At 64.0% G+C, this 22,198-nt stretch carries 20 protein-coding genes; 13 read left to right on the top strand and 7 right to left on the bottom strand.

Annotated elements, in window-relative coordinates:
• Window positions 1-33: 33 nt before the first annotated feature.
• A complete protein-coding gene (locus tag ACVIHF_RS13810; RefSeq protein ID WP_456792178.1) occupies window positions 34-1,266 on the top strand; it encodes an NAD(P)/FAD-dependent oxidoreductase in 1,233 nt (410 codons plus the stop codon).
• 10 nt (window positions 1,267-1,276) lie between these two features.
• Here the strand turns inward: ACVIHF_RS13810 and ACVIHF_RS13805 are convergent, their stop codons facing one another.
• Together ACVIHF_RS13805 and ACVIHF_RS13800 are read right to left on the bottom strand one after the other, a co-directional pair.
• Entirely contained in the window at window positions 1,277-2,611 is a 1,335-nt protein-coding gene (locus tag ACVIHF_RS13805; protein WP_057020000.1) for a dicarboxylate/amino acid:cation symporter, read from the bottom strand.
• 219 nt (window positions 2,612-2,830) lie between these two features.
• Entirely contained in the window at window positions 2,831-4,018 is a 1,188-nt protein-coding gene (locus ACVIHF_RS13800; RefSeq protein WP_253608817.1) for a pyridoxal phosphate-dependent aminotransferase, read from the bottom strand.
• Between the two features lie 279 nt (window positions 4,019-4,297).
• On the opposite strand from ACVIHF_RS13800, the gene ACVIHF_RS13795 reads away from it, so the two are divergent.
• The 4 genes from ACVIHF_RS13795 (at window position 4,298) to ACVIHF_RS13780 (ending at window position 8,802) form a co-directional block, all read left to right on the top strand.
• Entirely contained in the window at window positions 4,298-5,086 is a 789-nt protein-coding gene (locus ACVIHF_RS13795) for a hypothetical protein (RefSeq protein ID WP_456792177.1), read from the top strand.
• Between the two features lie 225 nt (window positions 5,087-5,311).
• Entirely contained in the window at window positions 5,312-5,998 is a 687-nt protein-coding gene (locus ACVIHF_RS13790) for a hypothetical protein (protein WP_456792176.1), read from the top strand.
• A gap of 542 nt (window positions 5,999-6,540) precedes the next feature.
• Window positions 6,541-7,947: a M48 family metalloprotease gene (locus tag ACVIHF_RS13785; RefSeq protein ID WP_456792175.1), complete on the top strand. Its 1,407-nt coding sequence runs from the start codon at window positions 6,541-6,543 to the stop codon at window positions 7,945-7,947.
• An 87-nt stretch (window positions 7,948-8,034) separates the two neighbouring features.
• Window positions 8,035-8,802, top strand: coding sequence for a DsbA family protein (locus ACVIHF_RS13780; protein WP_016840097.1), 768 nt, complete (start codon window positions 8,035-8,037; stop codon window positions 8,800-8,802).
• A gap of 18 nt (window positions 8,803-8,820) precedes the next feature.
• Here ACVIHF_RS13780 and ACVIHF_RS13775 read toward each other — a convergent pair whose 3' ends face one another.
• On the bottom strand, window positions 8,821-9,021 hold the full coding sequence (locus ACVIHF_RS13775) for a hypothetical protein (protein ID WP_253608819.1): 201 nt from the start codon (window positions 9,019-9,021) through the stop codon (window positions 8,821-8,823).
• 357 nt (window positions 9,022-9,378) lie between these two features.
• Here ACVIHF_RS13775 and ACVIHF_RS13770 point away from each other — a divergent pair, with 357 nt between their 5' ends.
• The 8 genes from ACVIHF_RS13770 (at window position 9,379) to ACVIHF_RS13735 (ending at window position 16,760) form a co-directional block, all read left to right on the top strand.
• The gene (locus tag ACVIHF_RS13770) at window positions 9,379-10,014 is read left to right on the top strand and encodes a DUF1236 domain-containing protein (protein WP_456792174.1); all 636 of its coding nucleotides are present in this window, start codon (window positions 9,379-9,381) and stop codon (window positions 10,012-10,014) included.
• A 334-nt stretch (window positions 10,015-10,348) separates the two neighbouring features.
• Window positions 10,349-10,822, top strand: coding sequence for a type II 3-dehydroquinate dehydratase (aroQ, locus tag ACVIHF_RS13765; RefSeq protein WP_253608820.1), 474 nt, complete (start codon window positions 10,349-10,351; stop codon window positions 10,820-10,822).
• Window positions 10,823-10,874: 52 nt separating this feature from the next.
• Complete coding sequence (gene accB / locus ACVIHF_RS13760) at window positions 10,875-11,372, top strand: acetyl-CoA carboxylase biotin carboxyl carrier protein (protein WP_253608821.1); 498 nt, start codon at window positions 10,875-10,877, stop codon at window positions 11,370-11,372.
• A 24-nt stretch (window positions 11,373-11,396) separates the two neighbouring features.
• Window positions 11,397-12,755, top strand: a complete 1,359-nt coding sequence (accC, locus tag ACVIHF_RS13755) for an acetyl-CoA carboxylase biotin carboxylase subunit (RefSeq protein WP_028344933.1) — start codon at window positions 11,397-11,399, stop codon at window positions 12,753-12,755.
• Between the two features lie 99 nt (window positions 12,756-12,854).
• Window positions 12,855-14,384: a sensor histidine kinase gene (locus ACVIHF_RS13750; protein WP_253608822.1), complete on the top strand. Its 1,530-nt coding sequence runs from the start codon at window positions 12,855-12,857 to the stop codon at window positions 14,382-14,384.
• Window positions 14,381-14,821, top strand: a complete 441-nt coding sequence (locus ACVIHF_RS13745) for a response regulator (RefSeq protein ID WP_092084305.1) — start codon at window positions 14,381-14,383, stop codon at window positions 14,819-14,821. Before ACVIHF_RS13750 ends, ACVIHF_RS13745 begins: the two co-directional genes overlap by 4 nt.
• Window positions 14,818-15,909, top strand: a complete 1,092-nt coding sequence (locus tag ACVIHF_RS13740) for a sensor histidine kinase (RefSeq protein WP_253608823.1) — start codon at window positions 14,818-14,820, stop codon at window positions 15,907-15,909. The genes ACVIHF_RS13745 and ACVIHF_RS13740 overlap by 4 nt, the downstream gene beginning before the upstream one ends.
• A 158-nt stretch (window positions 15,910-16,067) precedes the next feature.
• Window positions 16,068-16,760, top strand: coding sequence for a hypothetical protein (locus ACVIHF_RS13735; RefSeq protein ID WP_253636037.1), 693 nt, complete (start codon window positions 16,068-16,070; stop codon window positions 16,758-16,760).
• A gap of 25 nt (window positions 16,761-16,785) precedes the next feature.
• Here ACVIHF_RS13735 and ACVIHF_RS13730 read toward each other — a convergent pair whose 3' ends face one another.
• Genes ACVIHF_RS13730 through ACVIHF_RS13715 form a run of 4 tightly spaced genes read right to left on the bottom strand, consistent with a single transcriptional unit; the run spans window position 16,786 to window position 22,198 of the window.
• Complete coding sequence (locus ACVIHF_RS13730; RefSeq protein ID WP_253608825.1) at window positions 16,786-17,112, bottom strand: BA14K family protein; 327 nt, start codon at window positions 17,110-17,112, stop codon at window positions 16,786-16,788.
• 11 nt (window positions 17,113-17,123) lie between these two features.
• A complete protein-coding gene (locus ACVIHF_RS13725; RefSeq protein WP_253608826.1) occupies window positions 17,124-17,432 on the bottom strand; it encodes a hypothetical protein in 309 nt (102 codons plus the stop codon).
• 8 nt (window positions 17,433-17,440) lie between these two features.
• Window positions 17,441-18,913: an efflux transporter outer membrane subunit gene (locus ACVIHF_RS13720; RefSeq protein ID WP_076832244.1), complete on the bottom strand. Its 1,473-nt coding sequence runs from the start codon at window positions 18,911-18,913 to the stop codon at window positions 17,441-17,443.
• On the bottom strand, window positions 18,914-22,198 hold the full coding sequence (locus ACVIHF_RS13715) for an efflux RND transporter permease subunit (protein ID WP_253608828.1): 3,285 nt from the start codon (window positions 22,196-22,198) through the stop codon (window positions 18,914-18,916). It lies immediately after the preceding gene.

Raw genomic sequence — 22,198 nt, 5'->3', positions numbered from 1 at the left:
CGGCGTAACGGAGCCTGACGGAGACGGATCCCAATGCAAAGCGCGATCGTTCTTGGCGGCGGCATGGTGGGCGTCAGCACGGCGCTGCATCTGCAGCGTCGCGGCTGGTCGGTGACGCTCGTCGACCGCAGGGAACCAGGCCGCGAAACCAGCTACGGCAATGCCGGCATCATTCAGAGCGAGGCGGTGCGGCCCTACCCGATGCCGCGCGATCCTGCCGTCCTTGCCAGGATCGCGATGGGACGCACCAACGACGTGCGCTATCGCCTGGCGTCGCTGCCGCAGCACGCCGGTCCGCTGCTGCGCTATTGGTGGAACTCGACGCCCGAGCGGCACCGCGAAGCGACCCTCGCCTGGGCGCGCCTGATCGCCTACGCCACCGCCGAGCATGACACGCTGATCCGCGATGCCCATGCCGATAATCTGATCCGCCGCGCCGGCTATCGCCTGCTGCATCGCGACCCGGCCGCGCTCGAACAGGCCATTGCGATCGCCGAGGAGAACCAGCGTGACTTCGGCGTGACGTTTCGCGTGCTTGACGGCCGCGAGCTCGCCAAGGCGGAGCCGTTGCTGCGCGACGACCTGCCCGGCGCCATTCACTGGCTTGGGCCCTGGACCGTGTCGGACCCCGGCGGGCTTGTTTCCGCCTATGCCGGACTGTTCGAGCGCCTCGGCGGCAAGCTGCTGCGCGGCGACGCCCAGACGCTGACGGAGACGACGTCCGGCTGGTCGGTCGACACCAGTGGCGGCCGGATCGATGCCGCCCACGTCGTGGTCACGCTCGGCCCGTGGTCACCGCAATTGCTGCGCAAGTTCGGCTACCGGATCCCGCTGGTACGCAAGCGCGGCTACCACATGCACTACCAGGGCGGCCGCTCGCTCGACCTGCCGCTGGTCGACACTGCAAATGGCTACGCGATGGCGCCGATGGCCAAGGGCATCCGCATCACCACCGGCGCGGAGCTGACCAGTCCCGACGCACCGGCGACGCCGATCCAGCTCGGCTACGCCGAAGCGGCGGCGCGCGAGCTGATCGAGATCGGCAGCCGCGTCGAGCCCGAACCGTGGTTCGGCACCCGCCCCTGCACAACCGACATGCTGCCGGTGCTCGGGCCGGTGCCGCGGCATCGCGGGCTGTGGGTGAATTTCGGCCACGGCCATCAGGGCTTCACGCTCGGCCCCGCGACCGCGCGGGTGCTGGCCGAAACGATGAACGGCGAGGCATCCGCGGTGGACACCTCGCCGTATCGGCTGGACCGGTTCTAACTAAGGAGAACTAGTCCGTCGTCAACGCGGTCTCCATGTCGGTTGGGTCGACCTGTTTGGCGAGATTGGCATTGAGCTTGTCGCGGTCGAGCTCGCCCTCCCACCAGGCGACGATCACGCAAGCCACGCCGTTGCCGCACAGATTGGTCAGCGCGCGGCACTCGCTCATGAACTTGTCGATGCCGAGCACGATCGCCATGCCCGGCACCAGCCGCGGATCGACCACCGCAAGCGTCGCCGCCAGCGTGATGAAGCCGGCACCGGTGATGCCGGAGGCACCCTTCGAGGTCAGCATCGCCACGATCAGGATGGTGATCTGCTGGCTGAAGGTGAGATCGAAGCCCAGCGCCTGTGCGATGAACAGGGTCGCCAACGTCATGTAGATGTTGGTGCCGTCGAGGTTGAACGAATAGCCCGTGGGCACCACGAGGCCGACCACCGATTTCGAGCAGCCGAGACGTTCGAGCTTCTCCATCAATGATGGCAGCGCGCTCTCGGAGGACGAGGTGCCGAGCACGATCAGGAGCTCGTCCTTGATGTAGGCCAGGAACTTGAAGATCGAGAACCCGGCGATCCGCGCGATGATGCCGAGCACCACGAACACGAACAACGCGGCGGTCAGATAGAACGTCGCGATCAGCCCCATCAGGTTGAGGATCGCGCCGGTGCCGAACTTGCCGATGGTGAAGGCCATCGCGCCGAATGCGCCGATCGGCGCCGCCCGCATCACGATCGAGATGACGCCGAACACCGCATGCGCGGCGTCGTCGATGAACGAGCGGATGGTGTGGCCGCGCTCGCCAAGGCCCATGATCGCGAAGCCGAACAGCACCGAGAACAGCAGCACCTGAAGGATCTCGCCCTGCGCGAATGCGCCGACCACTGTGTCCGGAATGATGTGCAGCACGAAGTCGACGCTCTTCTGCGCCTCCGCCTGCTTGGCATAGCCGGCGACCGCCTGCGCGTTCGCCGCCGCATTGCCGAAGCCGGCGCCAGGCCTGACCAGATTGCCGACGAGCAATCCGATCACCAGCGCGAAGGTCGAGACGACCTCGAAATACACCAGCGCCTTGACACCGATGCGGCCGACCTTCTTGGCATCTTGTATATGGGCGATGCCCGATACCACGGTGCAGAAGATGATCGGCGCGATCACCATCTTGATCAGCTTGATGAAGCCGTCACCGAGCGCCTTGATCCACTCGTTGGTGGCAAGGCCCGGCCACAACCAGCCGACCAATGCGCCGAGCACGATCGCGATCAGGACCTGGACATAGAGAACTTTATACCACGGCTTGCTGCCGGCGCTCGCCGGCGCAGCCGTGACAACGGTTGCCGTTGCCATGTGTCACTCCCCCTCAGAAATGGCGGAAACAGCCAAGATCAACTTGGCGGTTCAAGTCAAATGGAACTGTGTGGGCCCTGCCGCTTATCCGCGATGATCCGCCCGCCACAGTGCCGGCGAAACCACGGCACTGCGCTGCGAAACCGATCCGAAAGGCAAAGCGAACGCCGGAAGGCTCTTGATGGCTCTTGGAGTTTGAAGGCTCCTGGAGTTCGCGGGCTATTTAAGCCAATGCGCGATCCGTGCAACTGCTTCCTGCATCTCCGCGGCCGAGCGTGCATAGGAAAAACGGATGAAGGCGCCGCCGTGGATCGGATCGAAATCGACGCCGGGGGTCGCCGCGACATGCGCCTTCTCGAGCATCTCGCTGGCGAAGGCGAAGCTGTCCGAGGTGAAGTCGGAGACGTCGGCGTAGAGATAGAACGCGCCGTCAGCGGGGAGGAATTTGGTCAGGCCGGCCTTCGGCAGCCCTTCGATCAGGATGCGGCGGTTCTCCTGATAGCCGCGCTTGATCGCCTCCATCTCCTCGCGGCCTTCGAACGCCGCTTCGGCCGCGATCTGCGACAGGGTCGGCACCGAGATCGACAGGTTCTGCTGCAGCCGCTCGATCGGCCGCACCAGCACGTCGGGCACCACCATCCAGCCGACACGCCAGCCGGTCATGCAGAAGTACTTCGAGAACGAGTTGATCACGAGCGCGTTCGGCGACAGCTCTGCGGCCGTCACCGCAGGAAACGCATAGTCGAGCCCGTGATAGATCTCGTCGGAGATGAAGCGGATGCCCGCGCTGTCGGCGGCCGCCATCAGGGTCGACAGCGCCTCGCGCGACATCATGGTGCCGGTCGGGTTGGCGGGGCTGCCGACCAGCACGCCCTTCAGCGGCGCCTTGCGATGGGCGGCGAGCAGCGCCTCGCCGGTCAGGGCATGGCGGGTGTCGCCGGAGGTTTCGATCAGCACCGGCTCGCAGCCCAGCGCGGTCAGGATATGCCGGTACGGCGGATAGCCCGGCACGGTCACGGCGACCCGGTCGCCCGGCTCGAACATCGCAAGAAACGCCAGGATGAATCCACCCGACGAGCCGGTCGTGACGATGATGCGCTCAGCGTCTACCGCGCAACCATACGTGTCGCTGTAGTGCCGGGCGATGCGTGCGCGCAGCGAGGGAATGCCAAGTGCCGAGGTGTAGTCGATCCGCCCGTCCGCAAGCGCGGCCTGCGCGGCCGCGATCGCCGGCTTCGGCGCGCCTGCGGCAGGCTGCCCCACCTCCATATGGATGACATGGCCGCCGGCGGCCTCGATTCGCGCGGCCGCCGCCATCACGTCCATCACCATGAACGGCGGAACATCGCTCCGTCCGGACGCTGTCAACAGGCTGCCTACACGGTCTCTCGGTGTCGCTTCACGCATGGATTTCTGCTATTGCACGGCCGCTGCCGAATTCGGGTTCCCGTTACCGGCTGCCGCCCCAGACTGGCCGAAAACGACGAGGGGCAATAACGCTGTGTTTTCAACGCACCTCTTATCACCTGTTCGCATTTTGTGCCGGCATTTTTGATAGGTTTCTGTTAGGAAACTGATACGGACTTCACTCGGTACTGTCAGTTTGAATGCCGCCGAAAGAAAATACCTTGGGGTGTCTCGGATACGGACTCGCCTTCTAGTAGGTCTGGCGGCTAGTTTCGTACCATGGGGTGGATCAAGCGTCACTGGGCCCTATTGTTGGGCCTGCTAACATGGCTTCAACCGCTGGGGCGCCTTATTAAATGGGGCGTCGAACGCGGGGGAGATATCGATTTCCTGATTTCGCGGTGGTCAGACCCGGGATGGGTTGGCGCTGTGATCGGCTTTATTCTAAGCCCGCCGCCTTGGATGATGATCCCGCTAATGATTGCGGGGGCCATTTTGATCGCGTGGGATTATTACCGACATCGAACCGTAGCTCCGCCTCCGCCGCACACATCGGAGCCGCCGCCATCCGATGACAAAATCTTCGCGCCCACCATTACACAGGGCCCCGCACCGCTCCTGTTCGGCTTGTACGTTGCCGACATCGGAATTGGCCTAAAGAACGTGCAGTCCGATCATCACGGCGAAATTAGGATACGCCTCTTCAACGGGACAGGGCACACCTTCGATATCGTCAGTTTGACTGGCTCGATAACATTCAAGGCGGGCAATGTTGTTTCATCAGACCCGCAAATGAAGGGGGAATTGCCAACCCCGATAATTTCGTCAAAGACGCCGAAATCGGCCGCACCTCAAACCGAGTGGAGCATTGTTTTAGACCAGCGCTTCCCCTCAAAGGAGGCGGACAAGATACCGGCAATCTTGCGCGCTCATCCACTTCATTTTGATCTGTCTCTCTTGGACATCCAAATCTCGCGGCGTGGAGACCTGAACAAGGTTGACCGATTGCAATTGTGGGATGGAATTAAGTATGAGCGTGGCGGTTCCGGCACCAAGTCAAGAGTTTAGAGCGTGCATAAAGCGCACCATTCCGTACGAGCGGTCTTACCCCAACAGCAGGCTGACGCGCTAGGTTGTGCTGCGATTTTTCTTCGCTCTTCCCCGTGCGCTGAACATTTCGAAGCGGGGTTATCACGTGCAGACCGTTGAAGTGGAAGCTCACGGCGTTCGCAGGGAACGACGGCGCGCGCCCATGATGAAGGCGCGGTTGGCCTGCACGGCGCTGATCGCTTCATGCCCTCTCATGCTGATGTTGCCACCTGCAACGAAGGCGATGCTGGACCCGCTGTGGGCGTCGTTTCTTGCATCAGTGACGAAAACGGGAGGCTCAACGGCATCATGAGGGCGCTCAAGCTGGATCGGCTCAGCGGACTATCGGAAGACGAAGTAGTCCTGTCTCAGGCCAAGCCGAATCCGTTTCTGTATAGTTGGGAAGCGTCTCGGGCCGCTATCCTTTCCATGTTTGGCTTGAGTGCTTTTCTAATACCTCTGCTGATGTTCACGAAAGGCGGCCCCTTAATATTCCTTTTGAAAGTCGTGGCGCTACTGGATCTTATTGTATTTTCGATTTTCCTTTTGATTGTTGTGCTTTTAGCGCGTGGGCTCTCATTTGTCCTCACGAATAGAAATGTACGTGTCAGGGCAGGCCATCAATGGCTCGGCGTGCCTCTCGAAGAAATCAAGAGCGTGGAGGTTCGTAGCTATGGGTCCGAGTACGGAAGCGTCTATCTTGAGCGATACATTGATCCTCTGGAGATGGTTGCTGGCAAATCAATAGAGCTAGGGAAGCAATCGGGTTCTATTTGGTTGGCGGTTCCGAGGAGCCAGCCTCGACTGTTTGGTTTTCTCGGATTTAAGAATTTTGACGATTTCGGACGCATGATTGTCGATTTGCACAATGCAAGGTGCGTTGGTGGATAGGCCACCTAAGCCATTGCCTCCCCCCACAGCCAGTTGGGAGTTCGCTCCTCGCAAAGACGTTTGTATTTAAGGACGGCAAATGGCGCCTTATGCGCGGCATGGCAAGGCTCGAAACACTGCCGTGAAGATATCGCCAAATATGACGGCAACCTCTCGGTTGGAGAGGTTGTCTCTCTCAGCCAAATTCAAACTGAGGCCACTACCAAAAATTTTAAAGCGACCACTTCGCCATCATCAGATCATGAAGATCGCGCAGAAGCGGACTGCCACCCCTTACTGCTGGTAAGAGGCTGACTAAGCACTTCGTTTCTGTTACAACCCGTTACGGCGTGATCACAAGTAATTGAAATTACAATGGAAATCGCGCAACGCCGAATGCTGGCCGCATTCGGTGGCTCCTTATAACGCTTTCAGGCCAAGTGAATACCCGGTTCGCGTGAAGAAGAACTGCAAAAACAACAGACTGCGCCACGCGCCAAATCCGGTCGGGCCCGGCCCCCGGACTCGCGCCGGCGCGGCCAGTCATCGCCGATAGATCGCCCATGCTGTTCCGCCTCGCGCTTCGCACCAGGACCTTCAAGCTCACCGCGCTCATGACTGCGGTTGCGCTCGCGGTCGGCCCCGTGGTCCCTGCGCGAGCCCAGCAAAAAGGCCCGCCGGTGCTGCGCGACACCGAGTCCGAGCAGCTGCTGCGCGAATACACAAGGCCGATCCTGCGCGCCGCCGGTCTGGAGAAGCAGAACATCCAGATCGTGATCATCAACGACGGCTCGTTCAACGCCTTCGTCGCCGACGGCCGGCGCATCTTCGTCAATTACGGCGCGCTGCTGCAATCGGAGACGCCGAACCAGATCATCGGCGTGCTGGCGCACGAGACCGGCCACCTCGCCGGCGGCCATCTCGCCAAGATGCGCGAGCAGCTGGCGCAAGCCCAGACCCAGATGATCATCGCGATGCTGCTCGGCGTCGGCGCGCTTGCCGCGGGTGCGGGCGGCCGCGGCGGCGGCAACGGTCTCTCCAGCGCCGGCGCCGCGGCGATCTCGGCGCCGCAAGCGGTCATTCAGCGCACGCTATTGTCCTATCAGCGCCAGCAGGAAGAAAACGCCGATCGCGCCGGCGTCAAGTTCCTGAACGCGACCGGACAGTCCGCCAAGGGCATGTACGAGACGTTCAAGCGCTTCACCGACGAGAGCCTGTTCGCCTCGCGCGGGGCTGACCCTTATCTGCAGTCGCATCCGATGCCGGTCGATCGCGTCTCCGCGCTGCAGGAACTGGCGCGCTCCAGCCCCTATTGGGACAAGAAGGACGATCCGGCGCTGCAGCTGCGCCACGACATGATGCGCGCCAAGATCTCGGGCTTCATGGAGCGGCAGGACACGGTCTACCGCCGCTATCCGCTGTCCAACACCAGCCTGCCGGCGCGCTATGCACGCGCGATCACGACCTATCTGCACGGCGATCTGCGCTCGGCGATCGCGCAGATCGACGGCTTGATCCAGGTGCAGCCCAACAATCCCTATTTCCATGAATTGCGCGGCCAGGCGCTGCTCGAAGGCGGCCGGCCGGCAGAAGCCATCGCGCCGCTGCGCCGCGCAGTGCAGCTCTCCAGCAATTCGCCGTTGATCGAGATGCTGCTCGGCCAGGCGCTGATCGCCTCGGACAACAAGGCCTACACCGACGAGGCGATCAACATGCTGCGTGCCGCGGTGGCGCGCGAGCCCGAGGCGCCGCTCGGCTATACCCAGCTCGCGATGGCCTATGGCCGCAAGGGCGACTATGCCCAGGCCGACCTCGCCTCGGCGCAGGCCGCCTATCTCCGCGGCGACACCAAGACCGCCCGCGATCTTGCGTCACGCGCCAAGACGCGGTTCGCGATCGGCACGCCCGGCTGGGTCAAAGCTGACGACATTGTGAGCGCCAAGCCCATGCCGGGTCAGAAAAACAACTAGAAATAAACCGTAGTTCCATACAACGATCACCGAAACCGGCTCACGGCCCCGCCGTTTTTTTGAGCCACCGCGAACAAGGATTTTGTCATGCCAGCGCTTCGTTTTCTTGCCCCTGCCCTGCTCGCGCTCGGCGTTTGCGCCGCGCCGCTTCCGGCGTCCGCGCAGAGCTTCACCGACACCCAGCGCGGCGACATCGAGACCATCGTGCGCAACTATCTGATCGCGCACCCGGAGGTGCTCGAGGAGGCGATGAACGAGCTGAGCAAGCGGCAGGCCGCCGCCGAAGCCGAGAAGCATGAGCAGAGCGTCGCCAAGAACGCCGACACCATCTTCAATTCGCCGCGCGGCGTCATGCTCGGCAACAAGGACGGCGACGTCACCTTCGTCGAGTTCTTCGATTACAATTGTGGCTACTGCAAGCGCGCGATGTCCGACATGCTCGATTTGATGAAGGCGGATCCGAAGCTGAAGGTCGTGCTGAAGGAATTCCCGGTGCTGAGCCAGGGCTCGGTCGAGGCCGCGCAGGTCGCGGTCGCCGTGCGCATGCAGGATCCGACCGGCAAGAAGTATCTCGATTTCCACCAGAAGCTGCTCGGCGGCCGTGGCGCCGCCGACAAGGCGCGTGCGCTGGCGGTCGCCAAGGAGGTCGGTCTCGACATGGCGAAACTCGAGAAGGATATGGCGAGCCCCGAGGTGAAGGCGACCATCGAGGAGAACTTCCGACTCGCCGAATCCATGGGCATGAACGGCACACCGAGCTACGTGATCGGCAAGCAGGTCGTGATCGGCGCCGTCGGCGTCGACAACCTCAAGGAAAAGATCGGCATCGCCCGCTGCGGCAAGGCGACCTGCTGATCGCCGCTCCGACAGCGCTCATCGCGTACAAAATCCGGCTGCGATGCAGCCGGATTTTTTGTTGCCGCCACCCGAACCGATTCCGCGCGGGTCGCAACCAAGGGCCGTCACCAACGACGCAAGTCGCGCGAAGCCGAAAATATAGCGCGACCTAATCTCGAGATCGAAGAGCATTTCGGCGGCTTCAATTTCGGCGGCGGCAACGGCCAGCTCGATCATGCGGGCGCGGAGTTCGACTGGGCCTGCGGTTGAAGCAGCCGCGCATTCATCTCGCGCGTTCATCGCGCATTCACCTCAAGAACAAACCGCAAGGAACCGCAAATCAACAGGAACATCGCACATGCTCTCCCGTTGTCGGCGCGGGCAATGCTGAAAAACGAGGAGGAATTGCGATGTCTAACCGCTTTCTGATTTCGGTCGCGGCGGCGGCTTTGATCGCCGGCACCGGTTTCGCGAACGCACAGGGCGCCGGGCGGCGCCAACAAGGAAACCGGGGCCGGTGGTGGTGCGACCACGCAGCAGTCTGCACCGTCCGGTGGTGCGTCATCGGGCACCATGCAGCATGACAAGAGCGGCATGAAGGGTTCCGAGCATTCGACGACCGGTGAGTCGAGCACCAAGGGTGCGGAGTCCGACAAGTCCGGCACGGCCACCAAGGGCGCGCAGGACAGTACCCAAAAGTCGAAGGGCATGAGCTCGGAGAACGAAGCGACCAAGGGCTCCAAGGAGGGCTCGAAGGACATGAAGGCCGAAGGTCGCGACAAGAGCGGCAACATGAAAGCCGAGGAGCGTGACAAGAGCGGCAAGATGAACGCCGAGGGCCGCGACAAGAGCGGTGCCGGTGCCACGACCAACCAGAACGCTCAGACCAAGAGCCCGGCCGACCCCAACCGCGCGCAGACCAACGACACGAGCCGCACGCAGACCACGACCGGTAACGCGGCAACGTCGGCCACCGCGGCTCCGCCGGCCGAGAAGCGCAGCCAGATCACGACCGCGATCAAGTCGGAGCACGTGACCGAAGCCACCAACGTCAACTTTAACGTGTCGGTCGGCACCCGCGTTCCGGCTGACGTTCACTTCTACCCGGTGCCGGAGCGGGTCGTGACGATCTACCCGCAGTGGCGCGGCTATCAGTTCATCCTGGTCAAGGGCCGCTACGTGATCGTGCAGCCTGAGACCCATGAGATCGTCTACATCATCGAGGGCTAAACCGGCCTCGGTGCGAGGGCGCCCAAACGGGCCCTCGCCTTCATCTCGACCCCGCCCCTTCGGGGCGGGGTCTTGCTTTCGGCCGCACCCCGCATCGCGCAGTGGATGGCGGGCCGGAGCGCCCGCCGAAGGCGCTTCCGCAAGATTTGGTTAATCAGCATTTTCCGCAGGTTAGGACAGTCATCTAACAGGTCGGAGGAAGTTGTTGAAGACGTTCCGATTTCACCTAAAGACTTCCCCTTCGGCCGGTTGTTACCTATAACCCGGCCCACTCCACCCCTTGTCGGACCCCCTTCGGAACCTTTGGCCGGAACCCTTAGCAGGAAACTCTGGAATGGCTGCTGCCGGAACGATCTATGTGCTGAACGGCCCGAACCTCAATCTGCTGGGGACGCGCGAGCCGGAGACCTACGGCCATGCCACCCTCGCCGATGTCGAGAAGCTGTGCGCAGACACCGCGCGCCAGTTCGGGCTGAGCGCCGACTGCCGACAGTCCAACCGCGAGGGTGAACTGATCGACTTCGTCCATGAGGCCCACGCCAAGAAGGCGGTCGGCATCATCATCAACGCCGGTGGCTACTCTCATACCTCGATCGCGCTGCATGACGCGCTGATCGCGGTCAAGATCCCCGCGGTCGAAGTTCACGTCAGCAACATCCACGCCCGCGAAAGCTTCCGGCACCACTCGTTCACTGCTAAAGCCGCCTTCGCGTCACTTTGCGGCTTCGGCATCGACGGCTACCGGCTTGCGATCATCGGCCTCGCCACCAGGATCGGCGTCAAGATCGACGCCAAGCCAAAGACTTAATCGTCAATCCTGACGTTCCCCGTCACCAGACAAAGATTTTGGATCACAGAGCATGGCGCGCCAGCCAGACGACAAATCAACCGCAAAAAAGAACGACTCCAAGAGCGACGACAGCGCCCTCATTCGCGAACTCGCGCTGCTGCTTGCGGAAACCAATCTGACCGAGATCGAGATCGAGCGTGCCGGCCTGCGTGTCCGCGTCGCGCGCAACATCAGCATCGCGGCCTCGGTGCCCGCCGCCTCCGTGGCGGGCGTTGCCGCACCGGCCGCCATTGCCGTCCCGGTGGCTGCGGCTGCGACCGATCTCGCCAAGCACCCGGGCGCCGTGCCGTCGCCGATGGTCGGCACCGCCTATTGGGCGCCCGAGCCGGGCGCCAAGCCGTTCATTGAAATCGGCACCAAGGTCTCCGCCGGCCAGACGCTTCTGATCATCGAGGCCATGAAGACGATGAACCAGATCCCGTCGCCGCGCGCGGGCACCGTGACGCAGATTCTCGTCGAGGACGGCCAGCCGGTCGAATTCGGCGAGCCGCTCGTCATCATTGAATAGCTTCCGTCAACACCAGGCGCTGCGATGTTCGACAAGATCCTCATAGCCAATCGCGGCGAGATCGCGCTTCGCGTGCTGCGCGCCTGCAAGGAGCTCGGCATCTCGACCGTCGCGGTGCATTCCACCGCCGACGCCGACGCCATGCATGTGCGGCTCGCCGACGAGAGCGTGTGCATCGGCCCGCCGCCGTCGAAGGATTCCTATCTCAACGTGCCGGCGCTGCTCGCGGCGTGCGAGATCACCGGCGCCGACGCCGTGCATCCCGGCTACGGCTTCCTGTCCGAGAACGCGCGCTTCGCCGAGATCCTCGCCGACCACAATCTGGGCTTCATCGGACCGAAGGCCGAGCACATCCGCCTGATGGGCGACAAGATCGAAGCCAAGAAGACCGCCAAGCGCCTCGGCATTCCCGTGGTGCCCGGCTCGGACGGCGCGGTGACCTCGGAGGCCGACGCGCTCGCGATCGGCAGAGACATCGGATTCCCGGTGCTGGTCAAGGCGGCGGCCGGCGGCGGCGGCCGCGGCATGAAGGTCGCCCATACTGAGGCTGACCTCGCGCTCGCGCTCTCGACCGCGGCCAACGAGGCCAAGTCGGCATTCGGCGACGCCTCGGTCTACCTGGAAAAATATCTGCAGAAGCCGCGCCACATCGAGATCCAGATTCTCGGCGACGGCCGCGGCGGCGCAATCCATCTCGGCGAGCGCGACTGCTCGCTGCAGCGCCGTCACCAGAAGGTCTGGGAGGAAGGCCCGTCGCCCGTGCTCGCGGCGGCGGCGCGCGCCAGGATCGGCGAGACCTGCGCCAAGGCGATGCGGGACATGAAATATCTCGGCGTCGGCACCATCGAATTCCTCTACGAGGACGGCGAGTTCTATTTCATCGAAATGAACACGCGCATCCAGGTCGAGCATCCCGTCACCGAAAGCATCACCGATATCGATCTCGTGCTGGAGCAGATCCGGATCGCCGCCGGCGGCGACCTTCCGGCCAAACAGGACGACATCGCGATCATCGGCCACGCCATCGAGTGCCGCATCAATGCGGAGAACCCGCAGACCTTCCGTCCCTCGCCCGGACGGATCACGCAATTCCATCCGCCTGGCGGCCTCGGCGTGCGGATCGATTCCGCCGTCTATCAGGGCTATGTGATCCCGCCCTATTACGACTCGCTGGTCGGCAAGCTGATCGTGCACGGCAAGACCCGCGGCGAATGCCTGATGCGGCTGCGCCGGGCGCTGGACGAGATGGTGGTCGACGGGATCGAGACGACGCTGCCGCTGTTCCGCGCGCTGGTGCGCGAGCCCGACATCATCGAGGGCGACTACCACATTCACTGGCTGGAGCAGTACCTCGCCGGTCAGCCGTCCGACGCCGCAAAATAGTTCGGAACTCCGTGGAACCCAGCCCTTCCTCAGACGTACTATAGGGTTATTGGCTTTCCACGGGGACGCGTTGAATCCCACTCCCATAGCGAGATCGTCGTGACGGTCGTTTCACGACGCCGATCGACGTTACAGATCCTCCTGCTGTCGGCGGGATTTTTCGTGCTGGTCGCGGTCAGCGTGGCGTCCGTCCTGCTGGTCAACAAGGCGCGCGAGGACAACGCCTGGGTGATTCACACCGTCGAGACCGACAGCCAGATTGCCAACCTGCTGCTCGACGTCAGGCGCGCCGAAAGCGCGACCAGGGCATATCTGCTGACATCAGCACCACAATACCTGTCCGAGTACCAGTCCGCGGCAGCGGGAGTCCCGGCCGCGCTCAACCATCTCCAGATGATGACCGTGGATAATCCGGCGCAGGTCGCCAATGCCGCGAAGCTCAAGGCCGCCGTCGAGCAACGGCTGGCCGAGTTCGCGCTCAGCATCGAGCGCGTCAAGAACAACGACACGGCGACCAGCGTCGACGTCCTGCGCAAGACCACATCGACCGATGCGGTCGAGGCGATCGCCCGGATCGCCCGCGACATCCGCACCGAGGAGGATCGTCTGCTGGCATTGCGCACCGCGACGGCGGACAAGACCCAGGTGCTGGCCTCCTCCGTCACGATCGCCGGCTCCTGCATGGTGCTGGCGCTCGCCGCCCTCTCGGTGGTGCTGCTGCGGCGATCGTCGCGGGCACGCGACGAGGCCGAGGCCAGGTTGCGCGACAGCAACGTCAATCTCGAAACCATCGTCGACGAGCGCACCTCCGACCTGCGCGAGGCCAACGAGGAAATCCAGCGCTTCGCCTATATCGTCAGCCACGATCTGCGCTCGCCGCTGGTCAACATCATGGGCTTCACCAGCGAGCTCGAGGAACTGCGCGGCGACATCTTCAAGCGGATCGCCACGCTCAATCGCGCCGCCTCGCTAGCGCCGGCGATGCCGGAAGACGCGACCGATGTGGCCGAGCCAGAGCTCGAAGGCTCCGACAAGCAGCTATCCGACGACTTCAATGAATCGCTCGGCTTCATCAAATCGTCGATCGCCAAGATGGATCGCCTGATCAGTGCGATCCTCAATCTCACCCGCGAGGGCCGCCGCGAGTTCAAGCCCGAACGCATCGATCTGCGCGAGCTGATCGACGGCATCGTCAAGACGATGGCTCACCAGGCCGTCGAGGCCAACGCGACCGTCGAGGTCGGCGCGCTGCCAAATATCGTCAGCGACCGCCTCGCGCTGGAGCAGATCTTCTCCAATCTGATCGACAACGCCCTCAAGTACCTCAGGAACGGCGTTCCCGGCGAGATTTCGATCGAGGGCCGCACCAAGCTCGGCTTCGCGATCTTCGAGGTCACCGACAACGGCCGCGGCATCGATCCCAAGGACCACCAGCGCATCTTCGATTTGTTCCGCCGCGCCGGAACCCAGGACAAGCCCGGTCAGGGCATCGGGCTTGCCCATGTCCGCGCACTTGTGCGCAGACTGGGCGGCACCATGTCGGTAGCATCGGAACTTCACAACGGCAGCACCTTCACGATTACGCTGCCTATCAATTGGTCAGGCAAGAACCGGGACAAAGTGACATGAGTGATCCAGTCACCATCATCATGATCGAGGACGACGAGGGCCATGCCCGCCTGATTGAGCGGAATATCCGGCGCTCGGGTGTCAACAATGAGATCATCCCGTTCACCAACGGTACAGAGGCGGTCAACTACCTGTTCGGCAAGGATGGCAGCGCCGTCGAGCGCAAGGGCCAGGCCCTGCTGATCCTGCTCGATCTCAATCTGCCCGATATGACCGGCATCGATATTCTGAGGCGGGTCAAGGAGAACAAATATCTCAAGTCGACGCCGGTGGTCGTGCTGACCACGACCGACGACTCCCAGGAGATCAAGCGTTGCTACGAGCTGGGTTGCAACGTCTACATCACCAAGCCGGTGAACTACGAAAGCTTCGCCAACGCCATTCGTCAGCTTGGCCTGTTCTTTTCCGTGATTCAGGTGCCGCCGGCTTCCGTATGACCAGCGCAACGCCGACACTGCTCTACATCGACGACGACGCGGCGCTGGCGCGCCTCGTCGAACGCGGGCTAACGCGCGCGGGTTATAAGGTCGTGCACGCCGCAAGCGGCCAGGAAGGCCTCGATCGGCTCGCCCAGGGCGGCATCGACGTCGTCGCGCTCGATCAGTACATGCCCGGCCTCGACGGGCTGGAGACGCTGGAGCAGATCCTCAAGATACCGGACGCTCCGCCGGTGGTGTTCGTCACCGCGTCGCAGGATTCGGCGATCGCCGTCACCGCACTGAAGGCCGGCGCGGCGGACTATCTGGTCAAGGACGTCAGGGGCGAGTTCATCCCCCTGCTCCAGGTCGCGGTGAACGGCGCGATCCGGCAGGCCGCGCTCCAGAAGGCGCGCGACGAGGCCGAGGCCGAGGTGCACGCCTCGCGCGACCGCTATGCCGCGCTCGCCGCAGAGCGTGAGGTTCTGCTCCGCGAGGTCAACCATCGCGTCGGCAATTCGCTGCAGATCATCGCCTCGTTGCTGCATCTGCAGGCCAACTCCTCGACCCAGCAGGATGTGAAGGCGGCGCTCACCAACGCGATGGGGCGCGTCGCGGCCGTCGCACAGGTGCACCGCCGCCTCTACACCTCGCACGACTTCAAGACGGTGATGCTCAACCAGTATCTCGAGGCACTGCTCGAGGATCTCCGGCGATCGGCCGAAGGCAACAAGATGTCGCGGCTGACCTTGAAGGCCGACCCGATCGAGATTGATCCCGACCGCGCAGTCGCGATCGGCATCATCGTCAACGAGCTGGTGATGAACGCCGTGAAGTACGCCTATCCCGACGGCGCCGGCCCGATCCATGTCGAGCTGAAGCCGCAAGGCGACGATCTGCAGCTCGCGATCAGCGACGACGGGGTCGGCTTTTCCGATAAGGCCGATCCGCGCGGCACCGGCATGGGCCAGCGGATCGTCAGCGCGATGGCAGCCAAGCTCGATGCCAGCGTCGAGCGCGACCCCGGCCACAAAGGCACCCGCTTCGTGGTGCGGTTCGCCCGCGTCAGCCCGGCGCTCGACAAATCGACAAGCGCCGCCGCCAGCTAATGCCGCCAATTTCAGCAAATTCGATTGATTTGTCCGGTTCGTTTTAACGACTGCGTCATGCTGTTGATCGATCGCTGCCCGCCAGGCCTGACCGTTTAAGAAAGTTCTGGGCGTCCTTTGCGATGCTTGTGCCGACTGCTTGGCAGGAGCGGCACGCGATGTTCGGGCGCAGGCCAGTTTTTGGAAAGAAGCAAGAGACGACCCAAGAGACAAACTCGGGCGAGCTCAAGGAGACCGTGCGTCCGGCGTCGGGCGCCGAGGGCGCGACGCCGGCTTTTCACAAGCAGCAGTGGGATCACCCGCTGATCGGGTCGATGCTGCGCGATGCAGGCTTCGCGCCTGATGGCGAAGCCAGCATCGTACCGACGGCAGACAATCGCCTTGCCGTGTTCGCTGCGGCCAGCAAGCGATTGCAGGACCGTACCGAGACCTTCAACCGCGACATGACGGCGCGGCACGGCCACTGCCACGCGGTGCCGTTCCTGGTCATCGACCAGAAAATCTGGGATGGACCGCAAGGCGCGTTTCTCTACGCGCAGATGGGGCTGATCGGCTACGACGAGTGGAACGTGATCATGCTGGCAGAAGACCCGCAGACCACGGCGTCATGCGGTCTCGCAGGCCATCCCGGCTTCCTTCCATCCGTGACGCAAGTCATGACCGAGCATGTGATCGCGTGGAAGGCGCGGCACAACGCCCTGCTCGAGACGTTCGGGATCACCGCGACCGGCGGCCGGGATATCTCGCACGAACAATACGAGATGGAAAAGGACACCTTGCGCAACGAAATCATCGACAAGGCCGGCTGGATGAAGCTGCGCATCATCGACGAGCTCTTGCGCAAGGCCTAGAGGCATCAAGCCTTTGCGAAGCGCCTCACTCGTGCCTGCCGCGGTGCCGGCGTGCGCGGTGCGGACGGCAGTCCTGGCACGGCGCGCCAAACACAACCTGCGACGGATAGGGTCGCGCGGAATGCCACGGCGTCGAGCCGAACAGGCCGGCCGCACCGAACCCCGCGCTGAAGGGATCGGCCGCGAAATTGCCGGGGAAATAGCCGTTGCTGCGAAAATCCCGGTCGTCGTCCCTGCCGTCGAAATACGCGCCGCCGGTGCTGCCGTAGCGCAGCGGCCGCTGCTGGGCCGATGCCGCGGCTACGCTGAGCGCGATGGCGGCGCAGGCGATCAATCCTCTCATGGCGATCATGGCCAGAACCCTCATTGCGGAAGGGTGCCCCAGTCGCCCTTCCAGGCGATCAGGCGTCCCTTGCCGAATTGCAGATAGAGCCCGTCGCTGCGCCTCGACAGCACGCTGCCCCTGACATTGGGCAGCGCGACGAACAATTCATTGCCCGGCGTGCCGCGCACATAATTCAGGGGAACGCCGAGCGACCGGCTGGCCTGGTCGGCGCTCATGCCGAAGGCGAGCGGAACGCTGTTGGGTGGACGTTGCTGCGCGCGGGACGCGCCGGTCGATACGCCGAGCCCGATGACGAGGGCAACGAGGAGTGTCGCGAAACGCTGCATGGCTGACCTCATGGCACTGCCGCCGCCAGCGTACCGGCGGGCGTCCAGCCGCCGCCGAGCGCCTGGAACAGGCTGCTCGCCGCCAGCAGCTTGTTGAGCCGGACCGTAACCAGATTGTTTTCTGCCGTGAACAGCGTCTGCTGCGCCTGCAGCACCGTGATCAGGTTGACCGTGCCGCCGCGCAGCTGCGTCTCGGCGACCTCGAACGCCTTGCGCGAGGCGGCGACGACGTCGGACTGCAGGCGCTCCTGCAATGTGTACTTCTGCAACGCGATCAGCGCCTTCTCGACATCGGCGAAGGCCGACAGCACCGCCTTGCGATAGGCCTGCAGGTTTTGCAGCTGCTGCCCCTTGGCGAGCTTGAGCTGGCTCTCCAGCAGGAAGCCGTCGAACAGCGGCTGGGTTAGCCCGGCGGCGAGCGTGTAGTACCAGGCGCCGGGCGCGAACAGCGCGGCGAGCGCCGCGCTCTGGAAGCCGGTAGTGCCGGTCAGCTGGATCTGCGGAAAGAATGCCGCGCGCGCCGCGTCGACGCTGAAATTGGACGACGCCAGCTGCGCCTCGGCCTCGCGGACGTCAGGCCGCTGGTAGAGCAATTCCGACGGCAGTCCCGGCGTGACGCGCGGCACCGCGATCTGCGTGGTGGACCCGCCGCGCACCTTGAAATCGGCCGGCGCGCGCGCCACGAGCACGGCGAGCGCCGCGGTGTTCTGCCCGACCGTTACCTCGAGCGGCGGGATCGCCGCGCGCTGCGTGGCGACCAGCGCCTCCTGCTGCGACAGATCCAGCTGCGAAGCGGTGCCGCCCGCAAATTGCGACTTGATCAGCGCAAGGATGCGCTCGGCCGCCGCGAGGTTGCGGCGGGTGACCTTGATCTGGTCCTGCGCCGCCAGCAGCTGGAAATAGGTATTGGCGACCGTCGCCATCGTGGTCAGCGCGACCACCTCGCGATTGTAGCGCGCGACGGTCGCGCTCTCCTCCGAGGCCGACAGCGTCGCGCGGTTCTTGCCCCAGAAATCGACGATGTAGCTTGCGCTCAGCCCCAGGCTGTACTGCGAGAAAGTGCCGCTGGTGCCGAACGACGAACTGGATCCCGTTGCCACACGCTGACGCTCGGCGTTCGCCGATCCGGAGATGGACGGCAGCAGCGCGGCGCCGGACACGCCGACCTGGGCGTCGGCCTGCACGATCTGGGCGATCGCCACCGCGATGTCGAGATTGTAGAGCTGCGCGGACTCCATCAGCCCGGTCAGTTCGGGCGAGCGGAAGCCGCGCCACCAGGCAAGCGCCGGAACAGCCGCGTCGGCATCGCCTTTGGCCGCAGTCTTGTAGCTCGCCGGCACTTCGAGGCTGAGCTCCGGCTTCTCCGCCCCGGGAATACAGCCGGACAGACCGAGGCTGAGGCCGCCGAACGCCGCCACGCGCAGAAACCGGATCGGCTTGCGCATCAACTGAAGATTTCGCAACGCTGTACCTGTCGGCATTTACTCGCCCGGTTGAAGTGAGGAGCCCGGCGTCCGCATCGCGCCGCCACGGCGCGCGCGCTGGGCCCACAGGCGGAACCGGTCGAGATAGAGGTAGATAACCGGCGTCGTGTAGAGCGTGAGGACCTGGCTCAGGATCAGGCCACCGACGATGGCGATGCCGAGCGGCTGCCGCAGCTCGCCGCCGTCGCCCATGCCGATCGCCAGCGGCACCGCCCCGAGCAGCGCGGCCATCGTCGTCATCATGATGGGGCGGAAGCGCAGCAGGCAGGCCTCCCGGATCGCCTCGAGCGGCTCCAGCCCGCGCCTGCGTTCCGCCTCCAGCGCAAAGTCGATCATCATGATGGCGTTCTTCTTCACAATGCCGATCAGCAGGATGACGCCGATCAGCGCCATGATACTGAACTCGGTCTTGAATGCCATCAGCGCCAGCAAGGCGCCCACACCCGCCGAGGGCAATGTGGACAAGATGGTCAGCGGATGGATGTAGCTCTCGTAGAGCACGCCCAGCACGATGTAGATCGCCACCAGCGCGGCCAGGATCAGGAACGGCTGGTTGCTCAGCGAGTCCTGGAACGCCTTGGCGGTACCCTGGAAGGTGCCGCGGATCGTGGCCGGGACCCCAATCCGGTTCATGGTCGCCTCGATGCTGCCGACCGCCGTGCTCAGCGACACGTTCGGCGGCAGGTTGAACGAGATGGTGTTGGCGACCAACAGACCCTGGTGATTGACCGCAAGCGGCGTCGCGCCCTGCTTGAATGCTGCAACTTCCGACAGCGGGATCATGGTCTCGCTGCTGGTGGAGACGGCCGATCCGGTCGAGGCAACGCCCTTCCCGGTCGAACCGATCGAGTTGGTGGCCTGGTTGCGCGCGGCCTGGGCGTTGGCTGCACTGGCCGCGCTGGAGTTGCCTGGGGCGACGACCGTGCCTGCCACCGCGTTGGTCGATTGCGAGCCGCCGACCGATCCGCCGGACGTGCTGATATAGACGTCCTTCAGCGTCTCCGGGTTCTGCCAGTAGCGCGGCGCGACCTCCATGATGACGTGATACTGGTTGCGCGCGACATAGATCGTCGACACCTGCCGCTGGCCGAAGGCGTCGTAGAGGGTGTTGTCGATCTGGCTCACCGTGATGCCGAGCCGGGCCGCGGCGTCGCGGTCGATCACGAGATCGGATTCCAGGCCCTTGTTCTGCTGGTCGCTGTTGACGTCGGCGAGATCAGGATCGCGCTGCAGGGCCGCCGCGATCTTCGGCGTCCATTCATTGAGCTCCTCCAGCGTCGATCCCTGCAGCGTGTACTGATACTGCGCGTTCGAGGCCCTGCCCCCGACCCGGATGTCCTGCACCGCCTGCAGGAACAGGCTCGCGCCCGGCACCACCGACATCTCGCGGCGCAGCCGAGCGATCACGCCGTCGGCGCCGATCTTGCGCTCATCAAGCGGACGAAGCGAGACGAACACGAAGCCGGAATTGGTCTGCCCGCCGCCGGTGAAGCCGACCGCCGTCTCAACCGCCGGATCGCGCTTGATGATGCCGACGAACCGCGCGAGCTTCTGCTGCATCAGCTGGAACGACACGCTCTGGTCAGCCTGGATCGAGCCGACCAGCCGGCCGGTGTCCTGCTGCGGGAAGAAGCCCTTCGGGATCACGTCGTAGAGATAGAAGTTGAGGCCGAACACCGCCGCCAGGATCAGCATCACCGACAGCGGATGCACCAACGCCGCGGTCAGCGTTCTGCGGTAGAAATTTAGCATCGCCTCGAAGAAGCGCTCGCTCGCCCAATAGAGCCGGCCATGGCCGCCGGTGTCCGGCTTGAGCAGCACGGCGCACATCATCGGCGTGGTCGCCAGCGAGACCGCGAGCGAGATCAGGATCGAGATCGAGATCACCATCGCGAACTCGCGGAACAACCGCCCGACGATGCCGGCCATCAGCAGGATCGGGATGAACACCGCGATCAGCGAGATGCTCATCGACAGCACGGTGAAGCCGACCTCGTTGGCGCCCTTCAGCGCCGCCTCGAGCGGGCTCAGACCGTCCTCGATGTAACGGGTGACGTTCTCCAGTACCACGATGGCGTCGTCGACCACGAATCCGGTCGCGACCGTCAGTGCCATCAGGGAGAGATTGTCGAGGCTGTATCCGAACAGGTACATCGCCCCGAAGGTCGCAACCAGCGACACCGAGACCGCCACCACCGGAATGAAGGTGGCCCGCGCATTGCGCAGGAACGCGAACACCACGATGATGACCAGCAGCACCGCCAGAACGAGGGTTCGTTCGACGTCCCGGAGCGAGGTGCGGATGGTGGTCGAACGGTCGACCGCAAAGCCTATATCGATCGCCGGCGAGACTGACGCCTGCAGCTGCGGCATCACCCCCTTCACGAGGTCGACGGTACTGATGATGTTGGCGTTCGGCTGCCGGTAGAGGATGATCAGCACCGCCGGCTTGCCGTTGGCGAGCCCGGCATTGCGCAAATTCTCGACGCCGTCGGCCACCTCGCCGACGTCGGAGAGATGAACCGGTGCGCCATTACGGTAGGCCACGATCAGCGATTTGTAGTCGTCGGCCTTGTTGGCCTGGTCGTTGGCGTAGACCTGGTAGCGCTGGTCGCCGACGTCGATGCCCCCCTTGGGGCTGTGGGCGTTGGCGCTCGACAGCGCCGCGCGGACGTCTTCCAGCCCGATGCCGTATTTGTAGAGCGCCTGCGGGATCAGATCGACGCGCACGGCCGGCAGCGAGCTGCCGCCGACCACCACCTCGCCGATGCCCTCGACCTGCGACAGCTTCTGCGCCAGCACCGTGGAGGCGGCGTCGTAGAGATCGCCGCGCGTCAGCGTATCCGACGTCAGCGTCAGGATCAGGATCGGCGCGTCGGCCGGGTTGACCTTGCGGTAGGTCGGATTGCTGCGCAGGCTGGTCGGCAGGTCGGCCCGCGCCGCATTGATCGCGGCCTGCACGTCGCGCGCCGCGCCGTTGATGTCGCGGTTCAGCCCGAACTGCAGCGTGATGCGGGTCGCGCCCACCGAGCTCGACGACGTCATCTCGGTGACGTCGGCGATCTGGCCGAGATGTCGCTCGAGCGGACTTGCGACCGTGGTCGCGACATCCTGCGGGCTGGCGCCGGGCAGCGTCGCCTGCACCGAGATGGTCGGGAAATCCACCTGCGGCAGCGGCGACACCGGCAGCTTGAAGAACGCGACAATGCCGGCCGCCGCAAGCCCGAACGTCAACAGCGTCGTTGCCACCGGCCTACGGATGAAGGGCGTTGACGGATCCAT

This window comes from Bradyrhizobium sp. USDA 4506, from assembly GCF_054058795.1.
The sequence above is the reverse complement of the archived record's forward strand: the minus strand, read 5'-3'. Positions and strand labels throughout refer to the sequence as shown.